Below are 19,063 nucleotides of genomic sequence, written 5' to 3' on the forward strand. Positions count from 1 at the left end.
TACCAAAAGAACGAATAATGCTGAAAAAGATTGTTTTTGCAATTTTCACAATTTTAAGTATCCCCAGTTTTATATATGCACAATCAGCAGCAAAAATTGCTCCAAAAAGAGAGTTCAGAGGGGTGTGGGTTGCGACTGTTACCAATATCGACTGGCCTTCCAGACCGGGGTTAAGTGTTGATGAGCAAAAGCAGGAGCTGATTGCCTTACTGGATCAGCATAAGAGAAATGGAATGAACGCAATTATGCTGCAGGTCAGACCGGCAGCAGATGCATTTTACCGTAAGTCAAGAGAGCCATGGAGCCAGTGGCTGATGGGCAGACAGGGAATCGCACCCAGTCCGGGATATGACCCTCTGGAATTCGCGATTGAAGAAGCACATAAACGCGGAATGGAGTTACATGCCTGGTTTAATCCATATCGTGCAACAATGAGTCCGAATACAGTTATCGCCGAAGGGCATATGACCAGAAAAAGACCCGATTTGTTCTTTACTTACGGAGGAAAGAAACAGTTTGATCCGGGGCTACCTGAGGTCAGGGAGTATATTGTTCAGGTAATTCTGGATGTAGTGAAGGGGTATGACGTGGATGGTATCCATTTTGATGATTATTTTTATCCTTATCCTATTGCTGGGCAACGGATTAATGATGGTGCTACTTTCAGTAAATACGGAAACGGATTTACGAATATAAATGACTGGAGAAGAAACAATGTCGATCTGCTGATCAAACAGCTTGACGATAGTATTCACCATTATAAAAAGTATGTAAAGTTTGGGATCAGTCCTTTTGGAATCTGGAAAAATAAGAATGAAGATCCCGAGGGGTCTGCTACACATGGTCTTTCTAATTACACCGAGCTTTATGCCGATTCAAGAAAATGGATTAAAGAAGGCTGGGTAGATTATATCAATCCACAGGTATATTTTAGTTTTACCAGGAAGGCCGCACCCTTTGATACCCTGGTTGACTGGTGGAGCAATAATACTTATGGCAGGCACCTTTATATCGGGCAGGCCGCTTACCTGATGAATCAGCGGATGGAAGCCGCATGGAGACTCCCAAGTCAGATTCCAGATCAGATCAGATATATGAGAGAAAATAATCGTGTTCAGGGGAGCGTTTTTTTTAGCTCTAAGTCATTTTCTACAGTAGCGCGGGCAACCGGAGACTCTCTGAGAAACGATTTGTATAAATATCCGGCACTTCCGCCACAAATGCCCTGGCTGGATGAAATTGTACCAAATGTTCCAAGGAATTTAACTGCGGATGTGGTTGGTCCGGGTGTACAGTTGAAATGGGAGGTGCCTTTGAAAGCGGAGGATGGAGAAACGGCATCTGGTTATGTGATTTACCGGTTCGATGAAGGAGAAAAGATCAGTGTGGTGAATCCGAAGAACATTATTAAAATCAGTTTTGAGAATATAACTTCGTTTCTGGATACAGGTGTAGAGAAAGGGAAAAGATATAATTACCTGGTTACTGCGCTGGACAGAATAAAGAATGAAAGTGATCCTGGTGGCCCTGTAGGGGTAGAAACTAAATAAAAAAGAAATCCCGGTTTGAGTGTCAAACCGGGATTTCTTTTTATACTGAAGATTATATTATTTTTCGGGGAGTAAAACCAGGCGAATGTAATTCTCTGCAGCTAAAAATTTTTTGGCTGTAGCTTTTGATGATTCGACAGTTACGGTACTGACCCTTTGTTTTTCAGTCAGCAGCTGATTCAGCGGATCACCATATTTAAGCCTGGTCGTCAGGTAAGCTAACCAGTAATCGTTATCACGCAGATTCAATTCCTGCTGACGCTGCTCTTCAGATTTGTATTTGATTATGTCTTCGGGGGTAGCTCCGTTAGTCCTGATCGTTTTTACTTCATCCATTGCTGCGGCAATCAGCTTTTCTACATTAGCTGTTGCACAACTGAAGGAGATGGTAAAGTAATAATGTGCTTTAGGGTATTTACTGACGTTCAGAGATACTCCTGGGCTGTAAACCCCACTTTCTTTTTCACGCAGTCTTTCCAGTATTTTGTTTTCCAGTGCGCTCTTTAAGGCATCAAGCTGAACATTGTTTTCAGCCGTGTAGTCATAGTCTCCATGCAGGTAAAGTTGCACAGTGGCTTTGTCTTCAAGACCTTTATGTACAGTTTTACTGACAATACCTTTGGGTGGTGCTGCGCCAAGGTCTGCAAAATTCTGTTTTTTATTCAGCGTTGGGAGGCTGGCGATATAAAGCTCTACAAGCGGTTTTATAGTCTTCGGGTCAAAATTCCCTACGAAAACAAAAGTCTGCTCTCCAAGGTCCGCAAAACGATCTTTAAAAAAGGCGAAAGACTTGTCCAGAGAGATTTTACCGAGATCAGCCAGTGTATAGGGCATACTGCGTTTATTGTAGGAAGATAAAACAGCCTGAGCGGTGTCTGCAAAAACACTTCCGGGATCTGAATTTTTATTTTCCAGACTTACTTTATAATCGCTGATGCTCTTTTTGAATATTTCGGCGTCTTTTCGTGGTGTCAGAGCTGAAGCATAGACCATCTTGAAAGCATTCTCCAGGTCTTTAGGGGATGCACTTCCGGTAAATCCCTGATATAAATCTCCGATATAGGCATTTGCCCTTCCGGTATTGCCCGCAAGCAATTTATCAAGTTGTGTGGGGTTGAAATCTCCTACGCCACTCTCGGGAATAATACCGGCATATTCTGCTGACTGATAATCAAGAGGGGGAGCAATGGAGGTGCCTCCTTTAGAAAAGGAACTGAAAATGACCTGATCATTTTTAAAATCAGTTGGTTTGAGAAGTACCCTGATGCCATTACTTAAAGTCCATTGTGTAACGCCGATATCCTCAAATTTCTTTTCTGCGGTTATTTTACCGGGAACTGGTGTTTTAGCTAAAAGAGGTTTTTTTACTGTGTTATCCTGATATGGCTTCAGATTCTTTCCTGCATTGTCCAGTACAGCCAGCAGCTGTGCAGGGCCTGGAAGATCGGCTTTATCTTTTTCGGGAGCCTGTACGATCAGGAGTTGATTGTCTTTGGTAATCAGTGCTTTTGCCAGGGCATTAACTTCAGGGAGGGTAATTGTCCGGAGGTTCTTTTTGGTGTCAGCATAATTAAATTCAATTGAACCCATAGCCGAACCAGTCAGGAAGTTGCTTAGATATTCGCCCATAAATGAAGAAGAGGGGGTTTTGTCTTTTTCCCTGAGAGAGATCTCATTCCCTGCTTCCATATTTTTTTTGACTACATCAAGTTCAGCTTGTAAGAAACCAAATTTTACTGCCCTTTCGCTTTCTGCGATTGCTGCTGTGAATGCAGACTGTAGTTCTTTGCCGGATTTTGAGGCAACTATAGTCTGGAAGGCATTAATACCAGGTACTAACCCATCCTGATAAGCTCCAAAGGAACTCTGACCGAACAAAAAAGGAGGGTTACCTTTTTGCAGGATTTCCTGGAAACGGGCCGACAGCATAGCATTGATCATACTGTAGATGATGTTTTTACGCTGGTCTTCTGTGGTTTTTACAATATTGCCCCGCTGTTTCCAGATTGCAAAGGCAACATTATATTGCTGTTCAGGATCAGTTACGATTTTGATCAGCGGGGTTTGATTATCTGGAAGATCATATTTTAATCTCTCTCTTTCATTCAGGGGGTTCTTCAGCACAGAGAAATTGGCTATGATTAATTTCTCTACTTCATTGACATCAAAATCTCCTACAGCAATGACAGCCTGTAGATCGGGTCTGTACCAGTCTGCGTAAAAGTTTCTGATTTTATCATGTGTAAAGGTCTTCAGCAAATCAACCTTTCCGATGGGAATACGAATCGCATATCGCGAATCTTTAAGCAACAGGGGTAATAATTGCTTGCTGATTCTCTCCTGCGCATTCTTACCACGCTGACGATCTTCTTCAATAATCACGCCTCTTTCGCGATCTATTTCGGCTCCATCCATACTGATTTTTCCTGCCCAGTTGGCAAGAATTTTAAAGCCTGTCCTGAAGACTTCGGCGCTATCAGTTGGAATAGGTAATTGGTACACGGTTTGATCGAATGCGGTATAGGCATTTAAATCGGCACCAAACCGTACGCCTGCTTTCTGCAGGTAATTGATGATTTCATTTTTCGGGAAATCTTTAGTTCCGTTAAAAGCCATGTGTTCGGTAAAATGTGCCAGTCCCTGCTGATCATCATTTTCCATTAAAGAACCAACCCGGTTGGCCAGGTAAAGTTCAGCTCTGTTTTTGGGTTCTGTATTTCTCCTGATATAATAGGTCAGGCCGTTGGATAACCTGCCAATTTTAACGGCAGGGTCATCGGGTATCTTCGTTTGCCCGGATACCGTGGTGTTAACTGCAAGGAGTGCAGTTAACCCAAGGATCAGGAAGGTATTTTTGTACATATTTGTAATTTATTGAAAAGCACTAAAACTTCCAGCGTACGAAAGCTTCCATGGCTTCATATTCTGCCAGTCCAAGCTCATCGTAGGCTTTGGCTGTTTCTCTGTTTCTGTCTTCGGCACGCTCCCAGAATTCCCTTGCGTCGTCACCAGGGAACACCGCTCTGTCTTTTTGCGACTGGTGCTTGAAGATTGCATATTTCTTTTTCAGCAGTTCCTGAGGGCTCAATGGAACAGCCATTTCAATTTCATGGGTATCAAACTCAAGCCATGCGCCGCGATACATCCACAACCAGCAATCCTGAGCCCATTTTTCTGTCTGACGCAGACGATTCATAGCCTCGATAATGATATTAAAACAAACGATGTGTGTTCCGTGCGGATCTTCGAAATCCCCCGCGGCAAAAATCTGCTCAGGTTTAACTTTCTGAAGAAGATCAATAGTCAGTTGAACATCGAGTTCAGTCACCGGATTCTTTTTGTTTTTGCCGGACTCATAAAAAGGTAATGCCATAAAATGGATATGGTCATCTTCCAGGCCGCAATAGCGGGCTCCTGCAATAGCCTCGCCTTTTCTGATCAGTCCTTTCACTGACTGGATCTCTGGTGTATCCACCTGGTTAGGTAGTTTTTGTTCTATAAAAGTGCGCATATTCTGGTAAATGCCTTTCAGCTCTTTTTGATCCAGACCCATTTTTTCTGCGAAATCTATGCTGAACTCTACAAATCTCAAAGCGTCATCATCCCATACAGCGGTATTACCAGAAGTCTGATAGGCTACATGAACATCGTGATGCTGATCTACCAGGCGAATGAAGGTACCACCCATAGAGATTACATCATCATCGGGATGCGGAGAGAAAATGACCACACGCTTTTTCGCTGGTGTTGCCCTTTCAGGACGCTGCGAATCATCTGCATTGGGTTTACCTCCTGGCCAGCCAGTAATTGTATGTTGTAATTTGTTGAATATATGAATGTTAATGTTGTATACAGGGCCTTTTTCAATGGCCAGTTGTGCCATGCCATTATTGTTGAAGTCGTCTTCTGTCAATTTCAGGATTGGCTTCTGAAGTGTCGTAGCCAGCCAGATTACTGCTTTTCTGGTTAACTTATCATCCCAGATACAATCTTTAACCAGCCATGGAGTGTCAAAACGGGTTAATAATGAAGCTGCATCCTTGTCAAGGATAAATTCTACGTGATCAGAAAGCTGTAAATAAGTGGCAGGAACTTCACTGGAGATTTCTCCTTCAACAGCTTTTTTAATAATAGAAGCTTTTTTCTGGTTCCAGGCCATCAGGATAATTTCACGGGCTTTGAAAATAGTGCCTATGCCCATGGTAATTGCTTTTGCCGGAACGAAAGATTTTCCGCCAAAGTCTCTTGCAGCATCTCTTCTTGTCAGGTCATCAAGCGTAACTAAACGGGTTCCTGAATTTGGTGCGGAACCAGGCTCGTTAAATCCAATGTGTCCTGTACGTCCGATACCGAGGATCTGAATATCCAGACCGCCTAATTCACCGATTTTCCGCTCATAATCCAGACAGAATGCCGGAATTGCCTCTAAAGCCAGTGTACCATCCGGGATATTGATGTTTTCTTTAGGAATATCAACATGATCAAATAAATGTTCCTTCATGAAGGTTACATAACTCTGTGCAGCATCGGGTTGCATAGGATAGTATTCATCCAGGTTGAAAGTAATGACATTGCTGAAACTCAGGTTTTCCTCTTGATGCAGACGAACAAGTTCTGCGTACACAGCAATCGGTGTAGCGCCAGTAGCCAGGCCTATAACTGCCTGCTGCTTCTTTTCTTGTTTGTCTCTGATGAGATTAGCGATTCGGTGTGCAACATTGAGGGATGCTGTTGCGGGATTATCAAATACTGAAACAGGTAATTTTTCAAAACGTGTTTCTTCCAAAAGATTTAATCTTGCCATTTTTATTATGGTGTTTTGAGGATTTAAGGAAGACGTAAATATAAAAAAGTATTTGGTCAATGAGTCAAAAAAAGGAGTCTGCCCTGTTAAGGTTTTGTGAATTTGTTTTAGAGCCTGTTTAAATTAACGATCTGCTGTTTTTTTTTATATTTTTGCAACAAAGAATAAATTATGGCAAGCTTTACATTTACTCCTGAAACGGCACAAAGAGTTAAAATCAAAGTTCTTAGGAAATACAGAGATTTGGCTAAAGAGAATTTGGTATTTGCACCTGGTCAGGAAGATCAGTTGGTTGATCAACTGACAGTTTTATTGAAAAGAGATGTCAGATATGTAGAATTTACAATCAATAAGGCGTTAGCTGATCCGCAGGGAAACAGGTTGTAAAGCTCTGATTTATAGCTGTTGCTATGGCCCGCTGAGCATTTATGTTCAACATGCATATTAAGCTCATCCTCTTTAAAAATTTGCATGCCCATGAAACGAAATAAGTTTGCACTCCTGTTTGCTCTTATTGCAATTGCTTCTCTGACCTGGTCTTTCAAGGAAGATTTGTTCCTTGTCTCTAAAAACCTGGATATTTTCGCTTCTTTATATAAAGAGATCAGCGTCAACTATGTGGATGAAACAAATCCGACAGATTTAATGAAAAGCGGTATAGATGCCATGCTGGAAACACTGGATCCTTATACTACTTATGTTCCTGAATCTGAGATAGAGGAATATAAGTTGAAATATGTGAGTACACAGTTCGGCGGTATCGGTGCAAGTACAGTTTTCATTGAAGGAAAATTATTTGTCAATGAAGTCAGTGACGGATATCCTGCTTTCAGACTGGGTATTCAGCCAGGTGATCAGATTGTAAAAATTAATGGGATTGAAGTCAAAGGAAAAGAGCGTGCCGAAGTAAGTCGTTTGCTTCGCGGACCGAAGGGTTCTGCCGTTGACCTGCTGATTGTCAGAGAAGGCACTGTAATTCAGAAACAACTGGTTCGTGATGAGATTAAACAACCGAATGTCTCCTATTCGGGAATGATTGGTGATATGGCTTATATCAGGCTCGATAAATTTCTGGAGAATTCTGCGCTGGAGGTACAGCAGGCAGCAGCCGAACTGATTAAACAGCATCCTAAGGGAATAATTCTTGACCTGAGATATAATGGTGGTGGAATTTTACAGGAGGCAGTGAAAATTGTCAATCTTTTTGTCGCGAAGGATCAGGTTGTGGTTACTCAGAAAGGACGGAATCCTGAAAAAACAGTAAGTTATAAAACTAATTATTCGCCAATGATGCCGGATCTTCCGCTGGCGGTGCTGATTAACGGAGGCTCTGCATCGGCTTCAGAAATCGTAGCAGGTGCTTTGCAGGATCTGGACAGAGCAGTAATTATTGGACAGCGGAGTTATGGCAAAGGATTGGTTCAACAGACCTTTAATCTGCCTTATAACAGCCTGGTTAAGGTTACCGTCGCAAAATATTTCACCCCTTCTGGCAGATGTATACAGGCAATTGATTATACGCATAAGAATGCAGAGGGAAAGAATGTAAAGATTGCTGACTCTCTGATCGCTAAATATAAGACAAAGACAGGCCGGAGTGTTTATAACGGGAGTGGTGTTTACCCTGATGTAGAGGTTGGAACAATTAAACTGAGCCCGATTACAATTTCGCTGATTAGCAAAAGTATGTTTTTTGATTATGCAAATGCTTACAAGAAGAAACATGAGACGATTAGTCCGGCTATGGATTTTAAGTTAAGTGATGAAGATTATGCAACTTTTGCCAGTTCGCTGGATGGTAAGGACTATGCTTATACTTCTACTACTGAAAGACTATTATCAGAGCTGCGCACTGAAGCCGAAAAGGAGCAGAAGCTGGCTATGGTTAAAAAGGATCTGGAAGAATTGAAAGCTAAGATGCTTGTCGCTAAAAAAACGGAGATATTTACGCATAAAGCGGAAATCAAAAGAGTACTGGAAACACAGGTTGTAAGCAGGTATTATTTTGAGAAGGGAAAAATAATGCAAGCATTCCAGTATGATAAGGAATTGGAAACAGCAAAATCAGTGCTTGGTAATTCCACTAAAATGCTTGCAATATTAAAAGGCGAAGGTGCTTATAAGACTATAGGTGATCCTGCAAAAATAGTCGCTGCAGGAACCGATAATAATTAATTATTACTCTCCTCCGTGTAATTTTACGACTAAACCATCCATCTCATGGCTTAATTGTAACTGGCAGGCCAGTCTTGAATTAGGTAAAAGATCGGGCAGGGTATCCAGCATGGCATATTCGTCATCTGTCATTTCCTTTAACTTTTCTTCTCCTTCTAAAACATCAACGCAACAGGTAGCACATAAGGCCATTCCCCCGCAGGTAGCCAGAATATCGTACTCACAGGCTTTCAGATACTCCATTAAGCTCAGACCCATATCTACCGGCGCTTCCAGTGAAGTCCTGGTGCCGTCAGGATTCTGAACATGTACTGTAATATTATTTTCTTCCATTATTAAAATTCTGCTACTCCGTTAACTGTAGTATATTTCATTGTGTATTTAATACCAGGATTCATGTACTGGTAAGCACTATGACTCATTAATGCAGCCTCATGGAATCCGCAAAGGATTAGTTTTAATTTGTTTGTATAGGTGTTGATATCGCCAATAGCATAGATGCCGGGAATATTAGTAGAGTAATCATCAGTATTTACTTCGATTGCACTTTTATGAATATTTAGGTTCCATTGTTCGATAGGGCCTAATTTAGGGCTTAATCCGAACAGAGGGATCAGGTGATCAGCAGCGATATTTGTTTTTTCAAGACTGCGGTTATGTACCAGCTCGACATTCTCCAGTTTACCATGCCCTGATACAGAATTCAGGTTACTGTTTAATACCAGGTTGATTTTTCCGCTTTCAGCAAGTTCCATTACTTTATTTACGGAGTCTGGTGCACCACGGAAACTTTCGCTACGGTGAACAAGTGTTAATTCTTCTACGATATCAGCCAGGAAAATAGTCCAGTCCAATGCAGAGTCACCGCCACCGGCTATCACCATTCTTTGTCCTCTGTATTGTTCAGGATCAAGGATCATATAATTTACACCACGTCCGTTTTCGAATTGCTCGAGTCCGGCAACAGCAGGTTTACGAGGTTCAAAACAACCTAATCCACCAGCGATTACTACTACTTTGGATTCGATTTTGGTACCCATGTTAGTGGTTAAGACGAAATCTGCTTCTCCACGTTTTTCAAGGGTCTCAATACGTTCACCAAGTGTATAGCCAGGATGAAAAGGTTTTGCCTGCTCAACAAGGTTATCTACCAGTTCCTGAGCAAGTACGCTCGGAAAACCTGGGATATCATATATGGGTTTTTTAGGGTATATCTCGGAAAGCTGACCTCCAACCTGAGGTAAGTAATCAATTAAATGACAACGCATTTTAAGCAAACCTGCTTCGAAAATTGCAAACAAACCTACGGGTCCGGCGCCAATGATGGCTATATCTGTAGAAATCATGTATTTAAATTTGTGGCGAATTTACGAAAATTGTTTGTAATGGTTCTCGATTGTATGCAATTGGTTTAAAATTGAGGCAGATTTGACAATGCCGACTGATCTAATGGGCTAAGTATTCATTTTATGATACCGATAAGGCCGGTTAGCTGTAAATTTTATTTTTGAACATGAATGATAAAATGGTTGACTATCTTTGAATATTGATGAAAAAGAACCTGTATTTTGCCTCTGATTTTCATTTGGGGTCACCCAATCATGCGGAAAGCCGCATCAGGGAAGACCGGATTGTGAGATGGTTAACTTCTATTGAAGCTTCCTGTTCCGAATTATTTCTGATGGGGGATATTTTTGATTTCTGGTTTGAATACCGGACTGTTGTACCTAAAGGATATATTCGTTTATTGGGTAAGCTGGCAGCTATGTCTGACAGTGGTACTAAAATTTATTTTTTTAAGGGTAACCATGATATGTGGGTGGATGATTATTTCACCAAAGAAATGGGTATTCAGATCGTTAGTGATGAACTGGTCATTCATCGTGGTGGAAAAAGTTTTTATCTGCATCATGGCGATGGACTGGGTCCCGGGGATGCTAATTACAGGATCCTGAGAAAGATTTTCAGGAATCCGGTTTGCCGCTGGTTATTTTCTGTATTGCCTCCGAAAATTGGCTTAGGAATAGCTACAGGGTGGTCAGGTCATAGCAGGATAGCTAATACAACTACAGAAGAAGTATTCCTTGGAGAAGACAAAGAGTGGCTGGCCGTTTATTCGAGGGAAGTCCTGGAAAAACAGCATTATGATTATTTTATTTATGGTCACCGGCACCTGCCGATGATCGTCGATCTGGGAAGTAACAGTAAATATTATAATATCGGGGAGTGGTTCGGGTTTAATTCTTACGCTGTTTTTGATGGTGAAGAGTTAAGGCTGGAGTACTTTGAACGACCGGATAAACAGGCATGATGAATAACCATCATTGAAACCATCATAAGCATACCGCTAACAAATAGCAATAAATATGCTTATGAAAGCTTCATCACCGTTAAAAACAATATATACTCCGATGAAAAACACTAATATAATTCAATGAAAAACCTTATTTTTGTAATCCTATAAATATCAATTGCTTCAGTATTCGTTTCTGATATGGTGATTTCCGGTAGCTAATACTGGTTATGAGCTGTGGAAAGACTGTAAGCGCTGTTTATTTGCTGAATAAAAAGATTATGTTAGAGAAATTAGAAGCTATAAAAATTCGCTGGGAAGATGTAGAAGAGCAGTTGAGTAATCCTGATACTATGCAGGACATGAAACGTTTCGCCCAGTTAAATAAAGAATATAAAGACCTCACCAAAATTGTAAATGAGTATCTGGTTTACAAAAATGTAATGAGCAACATTGACGCGAATAAAGAAATCCTGACTACTGAGAAGGATCCTGAAATGCGTGAAATGGCTAAAGAAGAACTTGACTTGTTATTAAAACAACAGGAAGAAATCGAAGAGCGTGTGCGTTTGATGCTGATCCCGGTAGATCCGGAAGATTCGAAAAATGCAGTATTCGAGATCAGAGGTGGTACTGGTGGTGATGAAGCGGCGTTATTTGCCGGTGATTTATACAGAATGTATACCCGTTTCTTTGAACAGAAACGCTGGAAAGTAGAAGTTGTAGATGTAACTGAAGGAACAGCTGGTGGTTACAAAGAGGTAATCATGAAAGTTACTGGTGAGGATGTGTACGGACAACTGAAATACGAATCTGGTGTACACCGTGTACAACGTGTGCCGGATACTGAAACTCAGGGAAGGGTACATACTTCGGCAGCCTCTGTTGCAGTCTTACCAGAAGTTGAGGAGATTGATTTTTATCTGAACCCGGCTGATATTGACTTGCAGACTTCCCGTTCTGGTGGTGCAGGTGGTCAGAATGTAAACAAGGTAGAGACCAAGGTGCAATTGACACACAGACCTACAGGTATGGTTGTTGTTTGTCAGCAGGAGCGTTCACAGTTAGGTAACAGAGAGATCGCTTTTGAAATGCTGCGTAGTAAACTATATGATATTGAATTACAGAAACGTAATGGTGATATTGCTTCAAGACGTAAAACTATGGTATCTACAGGTGACCGTTCTGCAAAAATCAGAACTTACAACTATCCGCAGGGTAGGGTAACTGATCACCGTATTGGATTAACGCTGTACAATCTGAATGGAGTAATGGATGGTGGCGTTCAGGAGTTGATTGATGCATTGCAGTTCGCTGAAAATGCAGAAAAGATGAAAGAGGGCTCTGCAGCTTAGTGAGTTATATATTTTATCAAAAATAATTGAAATATTAGTTTTGTAATGTGATTATAGTTCCTATATTCGCATTCCCAAATGGGAAAACGGACCGGTAGTTCAGCTGGTTAGAATGCCGCCCTGTCACGGCGGAGGTCGCGGGTTCGAGTCCCGTCCGGTCCGCAAAAGCCTCAGAGAAATCTGAGGCTTTTTTTTTTTGATTATTTTTCAGAAACGTCTTTTTATTAATTCCCTGACCTAGCTCTGTTATGATGAATAACAGAGATTTTTATGTTCAAAAATTACATGTACTGATATTCTCTCTAACTTTGTGTTAATCCTGTTAACTTTCGTTTTGTATCTTGGCGGCGGATTAATGTGTTTAAAATTTATGAGAAAATTACTTTTTGCAATGCTTGCATCTTTTGCTGTCACGGGAACTGCTAAGGCCCAGTTTACTACATCCGGAAATATTACTTCAACTGGTAATAATGTAGGTATCGGGACCAGTCTTCCAAATGGAAAACTGGATGTGAATGGCGCTATTCTTGTTTTAGGATCGAGCGGTAACAGCATGATCAGACCGGTTGTCGGAAATTCGAGACTTGCAGGAGAAATTGGTGCTTATAGTGGATTGGGTTTTGGTGCTGATGATGGCTTCTTGCGGCTTTCTGCCGGGGCAGGTTCAAGTGCTAATGTAAAGACATTTATTGATTTAAGTGCTTATTCTACCGTACCTGATATGGATCGGAATATTGTGCTTGGTACAGGTGGTATTGAACAGGTACGTGTAAACTCTTCAGGTAATATGGGGATCGGAACGAATTCACCAAATGCGAAACTGGATGTAAATGGCGCTATACTGGTTGCAGGTTCAAGTAGTAATGCGATGGTTCGGCCAGCAATTGGTAATTTGAGAGTTACTGGTGAAATAGGATCTTATAGCAATACAGCCTTAGGTTCTGATGATGGATTTCTGAGACTTTCTGCCGGAGCGGGCTCAAATGCTAATGTTAAAACGTTTATTGATCTGACAGGTTATTCTACTGTGCCTGATATGGACAGAAATCTTGTCTTGGGTACCGGTGGTACCGAACGTATACGTATAAATTCTTCTGGTAATGTGGGAATAGGTACAACACATCCGGATGCTAAACTTGCTGTTGGTGGTGTTATTCATGCTCAATCTGTTAAAGTCGATATGACAGGTTGGGGAGATGATGTATTTAATGATGATTATAGTTTGTCAGATCTGAAAGATGTAAAGAATTATATTGATGAAAATCATCATCTTCCAGGAATTCCATCTGAATCTCAGGTGATCAAAAATGGCATCGACGTTGGTGAGATGAATAAGGTGCTGATCAGGAAAATTGAAGAACTTACACTTTATCTGATCGGGCAGAATGAAGAAATAAATAAATTGAAACAAGAGATGAAAGCTATAGGAATCAAAACTCCTGCTTCTTCTCAATTGTAGTGCTTGTTAAATAACGATAGATTGTTAATTTTAGGCAAACATTATCTATGAGAAATATATTTTTGATTATCCTATTGGCCTGTTTGATCTCTTGTAAGAATCGTGCAGACAAAGTAGCTCAATCAGATAGGAAAGTGATGATCCATCAAAAGAGTGATGCCTTGACTCCTGTAACTGAAACTGCAGATACGGCGCGGAAATTTATAGAAGTGGGCTTTACAAAACCATTAAAAGTAAAAACTTCTGATGAACTGAAAAAGTATCTGAAGGATTCTATTAGCCTGGTGGAAGAAGTTGATTTCACAGGAGATAAAATACCGGATTTCATTTGTAAAATGAAGCCTGATTCTACCGGTGAGGGAGATGAATACTGGGTTACATCCAATTTTAAAACTATCAAAAAGCTGAAATATTATACTGACGGATTTCTGTATCGTTGGTTTATCAATCTGGATGATGATCCTGAACCTGAAATTTTTGAAGCAGTGGGGGATGAGGATGGTGCGGACTATATGTTTATAGATCAGAATCTGAAAACAGGAAAGGACAGAACCCTGGTCTATGTCAATCCGGTCATTATAGAAAATGGTAAACAATACTGGGGTTATCCCTGGGATATTTCTGATTTTCAAGCCAGATCTGATGGCAGAAAAGTTGAACTGTTCTGTTCTTTAAAGCATCGTATCGTCAGGGACGGAAATGAAATCAGTACTCCTCCGGGGCAAAAGCAAATGCCGGTCATATTTTTCAAGGGACATCATACCCAGCAAGGCGAACAAAGGGGCATAAAAGATGAGCAATGGCTAAGTCTGACAGATATTATAAAAAATAGTCGCTCATTTTCAGCGAATTAGGCGATATATTTGAAATGAGTGAATTTTTAAAATGATTTTTAATTAATTAACGTATATTTGCAGTCCCGAAAGCAACCAGACAGTATTTATACTAGGTTGTAATCAGGAAAACGGACCGGTAGTTCAGCTGGTTAGAATGCCGCCCTGTCACGGCGGAGGTCGCGGGTTCGAGTCCCGTCCGGTCCGCAAGATTAATATCAATAAACAAAAAAGCTTTTAATCATATGATTAAAAGCTTTTTTGTTTTCAATCCTGTTTTTTAGGATTTGAATTCAGCTGATCTTGTATGCTGTTGAGTTGTTTTTGTAATTTCAGGTTTATTTCAGTTTGAGCCTGCTGTTTTTGATTGAGTTCACTGATTTGCTGCTCCTTCACAATCAGATATAAAGTTAATTCCTCTATTTTCTTTGTCAGCAATTTGTTCATTTCTCCCAGATTTAATCCGTCTCTGATCACTTCCTTTTCCGATGGGATATCTGGTAAATGCTGGTTCTGATCAATAAAAGCTTTCACTTCGCTCAGTGTTGGAAGTCGATAATCCGGTTTCAAAACGTAATCTGCCCATCCATTTAAGTCTACTCTCACCGCTCTGGAGTGTATAGTGCCATTCACCTCAAGCCGCTCCTTTGGATTAGTGATTCCTATCCCTACATTTCCAGCATAAGGGTTTAAAACAAGATTTCTCCATCCCACATCATGTTTAGCTGCGGAGATAATTCCTGCATCAACTGTATTGTCATATCCCAGCATTAAATTGTTTGTTATATCTGTACTGTTACTAATCACAAGCTGGGCAGGGGCATTAGGTGACTCCAGGACCTGACTGCCATTTATATGTAAGGTCCCTAAGGGAGATATTGTTCCCAGGCCTGCATTACCTGTATGCTGAATCATAAACAGCGGCTTACCCATATTGTTGCTGATATAAACTCCGGTAGTCCCTGAGACTAAATACGCCGGAGACGAATCGCCAAATTTGATGTTATTTGTTAATGTTGAAGAACTGACACTTACATCAAGTTTCGCTGCGGGGAGTGTAGTGCCGATTCCTACATCCCCTTCAGGAAGTATCCTATTGGGTTGAGCATAGGAATAATGTCCCAGTATTATTAAAGCCGAGATCAGAAGTTTTTTTTTCATAGCGTTAATTTATCTTTTGATTAAATTTTCGGTTAAAATACTGGGTTTTATTAATGCTTTCATCGGTTTCTGAGCTATTTATTTCACACGAACCGGATCTTTCGGCGCTGCAACATCAGGATAGGGATAAGTTTTCATATCTTCCTGAAGAACCTTAACTGTACGTTCCAGCTGAGGATCGCGCCCTTCAATCAGCTCTTTAGGAGTCTGCTCCACAAAAATATCCGGGGCTACACCCTCATTCTCAATAATCCACTTTCCATTCGTATCGTAAATCCCGAAACTGGGCACTTTAATACTTCCACCATCAAGTAATTGTGGGTCGCTGCCTATTCCGACCAATATACCCAAAGTAGTTCGTCCGATAAGTTTACCCAACCCTCTGTTTCTGAACAGGTATGGCATAGCATCCCCACCTGATCCCGCATTCTGGTTAATTATCATGGCCTTCGGTCCAAAAATACCGTTCGCTGGAGTAGTAAAACTTTTGCCATCTCTTATTTTCCAGTATGCGGCTAACTTTCTGCCTAATAAGTCTATGACATAATCGGCAACCGAACCACCTCCGTTATTGCGGTCATCAATAATCAAAGCTTTTTTGTCCATTTGTGAAAAGTAATATCTATTGAAAAGTGTATAACCTTCTGGTCCTGTATCAGGCATGTACACATAGGCGATCTCTCCGTTGCTTAACTGGTCTACCCGTTTACGGTTCCTTTCTATCCATTCCATTTTTCTAAGGCTCATTTCAGCATTCAGATCAATAGGAACAACTACAATTTCTCTTGCGCCATCCGGTGTCGGTTTATCATTTACTTTCAGTGAAACCTGTTTCCCTGTCTGATATTCAAAGTAACTGTAAATGGAGGTTTCGGAGTTAACAGGGATACCGTTAATGGCGAGAATATAATCACCTTCATGGATATTTAAACCGGGCTCCTGTAATGGTGATTTTAAACCTGGGTTCCAGTTCATGGCATTGTATATCTTGTTAATCTGATAAAGCCCATGATCGATCTTGTAATCTGCGCCCAGCATTCCTATAGTTACAGAAGGTGCATTCATATCATCACCCGGTTCCCAGGTATAATTATGACCAACGCATAATTCACTTTTCATTTCGCCGATCAGATAATTCAGATCGCGCCGGCTATTGACACTGGGAAGAAACTTCTCATATTTAACTTTGATAGCCGGCCAGTCTGCACCATGCATATTTTCTACATAGAAGTACTCTTTGTCCATTTCCCATACTTCATTGAAAATCTCTTTCCATTCTGCTTTTGGGTCAACCAACAGTTTGATTCCTTTCAGCTCTATCTTCCCGGCGTCCGGTGATGAGGGTTTTGTCCCTGCAGGTAAGACAAAGAATTCATTTTTAGAGTTGTAAAGCATAGTCTTACCATCACTGCTAATGACGAAATTACCACCATTCTGGACTAATGTGCTGGTCTTCATATTCTCTAAATTCAGCTCATTAATGTCATTGCCGTCCAGATATAACAGTTTATTTTCTATCCCTCCATTTATAGAAATAGAATTACTGGCTGGTATGGGTAGGGGGATAATTCTACGACTAAGGTCCTGAGTATCTATTGTTATGGATTGATCCTTACTTAAGCTGTCCTTAGCGGCCTTTTTTTCTTTCTTCTCAGATTTTACTTTTGGAGGTACACTGTCATCTGCTTTTACGGATTCTTCATCACTTTCTTTTTTATAAAGAGTAGGTGTGTTTTTAGAGAGAATCAGGGCATAGGTACTATAGTTTGCAGAACGTTCATAAGAAGACATATGAAGTCCGCTATTGGTCAGTCCAATATTTGTACTGGCCAGAAAGAAGAGATACTTTCCATCTTTACTGAAAGTAGGTGAAATAGATGTACTCATGCCGTCGGTAACCTGGATATGGGTTCCTTTTTCCAGATTATATAGGAAAACTGCTGTTACTGCATTTGGTAAGGTAGCCTGATAAGCAATCCATTTAGAGTCAGGTGACCAGGATGGATTAAAAATATCACCAGTTCTATTCACTTCAGAACTTAATTTATCTGCTTTTACCAGGATGTGTTTACGTGTTTTAATATCAATGTAAAACAGGTTCAGATGAGCGTCACTGTAAAAGAGTTTTTTGCTATCCGGGGACCATATCGGTTCGAAATAAAAATGTGTATCCCCTAAATTGATGTACTCGGGCTCTCCTTTGGTGGATTGATTCCGTAAGACTAACTGGTAAGCACCATTTTTATCGGATAAATAAGAAATATATTTCCCGTCAGGTGACCATGAAGGAAATTTCTCATAACTCCCGGGAGAATTGGAAATATTCCGTGCTTCGCCTTTTTCTTTAGGGACTGAGAATATTTCACCCCTGCTTTCAAATAATGCCCGCACCCCTTTTGGTGATATATCAAATTGTCTGATGGCACTTTTCATCTCGACATAACGAGGGCGGTTATAAGGTGCATCAGCTTCCAGGTAAATGCTAATATCAGTTATCTTATTTGTGGAGATATTATAGACGTGGATTTTGCACGCCTGTTCGTAGGCAAGCACTCCATTCCCTGACGTTAGCGTTTTAATATCATAATCCTTATAGTCGGTGAGCTTTTCTATAGATTTTGTCTTCACGTCATAGCTATACAGGTTGACGTGACGGTTCCTGTCTGATAAAAAATAAACCTTATTTCCTATCCATTGGGGCTTAGTGTTGTTAGAGCCTGCTCCGGGAACGTCAACGATATTGTTTGTTGCCGTGTCGAAGATCCAGACATGGGGCATTCCTCCGCCTCTATATAACTTAGATACTCCACCTCTTCCGTCTGCAGGATCATAATCTTTATTATATGCCCAGAAATGCTGATCAGCAGAAGGAGAGCCCTGGACTGCTTCAGGCATTGGCAAAGCAGTTTCTCCGGTTCCCTGGATGTTTATTTTGAATATTCTTGGATTAAATGAATAGGTGTATTCTCTTGTTGAACTAAAATATAATTCATTATCTCCTAACCATCCGAGCAAAATGTCCGAAGCAGGATGATGGGTTATCCGTTTTGGCGTTCCTCCTTCAACCGAAATCACATATACATCCGGGTTTCCATCGTAATTGCCCGTAAACGCAATTTGTTTTCCATCAGGTGAGAACCTTGGGTTGGACACTTGTCCCTGGTTTACGGTTAATCTTTTTGGGTTTGTCCCATCTTTTTCAGCTATCCAGATATTGCCGCCATATACAAATGCAAGATTTTGACTACTGATAGTGGGACTGCGGACTAATAAAGTCTCAGCCTCTCTTGCATAAGATGAAACAGGGGCAAAAGCAGATAGGATATACAGTATAAATGAAGCTTCAAAAGCCTTTCTTGATAATCTCATAATTCCTTGATTAAATTTGAGATCAAAATTAAGTGAAGGCTTAACTGCTTTTTGTTAAAGGTTG

The 19,063-nt window shown here is 40.7% G+C and carries 13 protein-coding genes and 2 tRNA genes; 9 read left to right on the forward strand and 6 right to left on the reverse strand.

What is annotated here, in order from left to right:
• Positions 1-17 precede the first annotated feature (17 nt).
• Positions 18-1,550, forward strand: a complete 1,533-nt coding sequence (locus HDF25_RS21765) for a glycoside hydrolase family 10 protein (protein ID WP_184628515.1) — start codon at positions 18-20, stop codon at positions 1,548-1,550.
• A gap of 57 nt (positions 1,551-1,607) precedes the next feature.
• Here HDF25_RS21765 and HDF25_RS21770 read toward each other — a convergent pair whose 3' ends face one another.
• Together HDF25_RS21770 and nagB are read right to left on the reverse strand one after the other, a co-directional pair.
• Positions 1,608-4,412 (reverse strand): M16 family metallopeptidase, encoded by a 2,805-nt coding sequence (locus HDF25_RS21770; RefSeq protein ID WP_184628516.1) that lies wholly within the window; start codon positions 4,410-4,412, stop codon positions 1,608-1,610.
• Between the two features lie 22 nt (positions 4,413-4,434).
• Positions 4,435-6,363: a glucosamine-6-phosphate deaminase gene (gene nagB, locus HDF25_RS21775; protein ID WP_317618244.1), complete on the reverse strand. Its 1,929-nt coding sequence runs from the start codon at positions 6,361-6,363 to the stop codon at positions 4,435-4,437.
• 162 nt (positions 6,364-6,525) lie between these two features.
• Between nagB and HDF25_RS21780 the strand changes: the two genes are divergently transcribed.
• Entirely contained in the window at positions 6,526-6,741 is a 216-nt protein-coding gene (locus tag HDF25_RS21780) for a hypothetical protein (RefSeq protein ID WP_184628517.1), read from the forward strand.
• A gap of 90 nt (positions 6,742-6,831) precedes the next feature.
• A complete protein-coding gene (locus HDF25_RS21785) occupies positions 6,832-8,529 on the forward strand; it encodes a S41 family peptidase (RefSeq protein WP_184628518.1) in 1,698 nt (565 codons plus the stop codon).
• Between the two features lie 3 nt (positions 8,530-8,532).
• On the opposite strand, the gene HDF25_RS21790 is transcribed toward HDF25_RS21785, so the two are convergent.
• Both HDF25_RS21790 and HDF25_RS21795 read right to left on the reverse strand, forming a co-directional pair.
• Positions 8,533-8,862: a 2Fe-2S iron-sulfur cluster-binding protein gene (locus tag HDF25_RS21790; protein WP_184628519.1), complete on the reverse strand. Its 330-nt coding sequence runs from the start codon at positions 8,860-8,862 to the stop codon at positions 8,533-8,535.
• Positions 8,863-8,864: 2 nt separating this feature from the next.
• On the reverse strand, positions 8,865-9,875 hold the full coding sequence (locus tag HDF25_RS21795) for an NAD(P)/FAD-dependent oxidoreductase (protein WP_184628520.1): 1,011 nt from the start codon (positions 9,873-9,875) through the stop codon (positions 8,865-8,867).
• A 203-nt stretch (positions 9,876-10,078) separates the two neighbouring features.
• Here HDF25_RS21795 and HDF25_RS21800 point away from each other — a divergent pair, with 203 nt between their 5' ends.
• The 6 genes from HDF25_RS21800 (at position 10,079) to HDF25_RS21825 (ending at position 14,676) form a co-directional block, all read left to right on the forward strand.
• The gene (locus tag HDF25_RS21800) at positions 10,079-10,840 is read left to right on the forward strand and encodes a UDP-2,3-diacylglucosamine diphosphatase (RefSeq protein WP_184628521.1); all 762 of its coding nucleotides are present in this window, start codon (positions 10,079-10,081) and stop codon (positions 10,838-10,840) included.
• Positions 10,841-11,103: 263 nt separating this feature from the next.
• Positions 11,104-12,177, forward strand: coding sequence for a peptide chain release factor 1 (gene prfA, locus HDF25_RS21805; RefSeq protein WP_184628522.1), 1,074 nt, complete (start codon positions 11,104-11,106; stop codon positions 12,175-12,177).
• A gap of 88 nt (positions 12,178-12,265) precedes the next feature.
• Positions 12,266-12,339: transfer RNA gene (locus HDF25_RS21810), tRNA-Asp, on the forward strand.
• 208 nt (positions 12,340-12,547) lie between these two features.
• Entirely contained in the window at positions 12,548-13,636 is a 1,089-nt protein-coding gene (locus tag HDF25_RS21815; protein ID WP_184628523.1) for a hypothetical protein, read from the forward strand.
• A gap of 47 nt (positions 13,637-13,683) precedes the next feature.
• The gene (locus HDF25_RS21820) at positions 13,684-14,490 is read left to right on the forward strand and encodes a hypothetical protein (RefSeq protein ID WP_184628524.1); all 807 of its coding nucleotides are present in this window, start codon (positions 13,684-13,686) and stop codon (positions 14,488-14,490) included.
• A gap of 112 nt (positions 14,491-14,602) precedes the next feature.
• Positions 14,603-14,676: transfer RNA gene (locus HDF25_RS21825), tRNA-Asp, on the forward strand.
• Between the two features lie 60 nt (positions 14,677-14,736).
• On the opposite strand, the gene HDF25_RS21830 is transcribed toward HDF25_RS21825, so the two are convergent.
• Positions 14,737-15,630 carry a hypothetical protein gene (locus tag HDF25_RS21830; RefSeq protein WP_184628525.1) on the reverse strand — a complete coding sequence of 298 codons (894 nt, stop codon included), beginning with the start codon at positions 15,628-15,630 and terminating at the stop codon, positions 14,737-14,739.
• A gap of 78 nt (positions 15,631-15,708) precedes the next feature.
• Positions 15,709-18,999 (reverse strand): S41 family peptidase, encoded by a 3,291-nt coding sequence (locus HDF25_RS21835; RefSeq protein ID WP_184628526.1) that lies wholly within the window; start codon positions 18,997-18,999, stop codon positions 15,709-15,711.
• Positions 19,000-19,063: the final 64 nt, after the last annotated feature.

Source organism: Pedobacter cryoconitis (assembly GCF_014207135.1).
Taxonomy (GTDB): domain Bacteria; phylum Bacteroidota; class Bacteroidia; order Sphingobacteriales; family Sphingobacteriaceae; genus Pedobacter; species Pedobacter cryoconitis_D.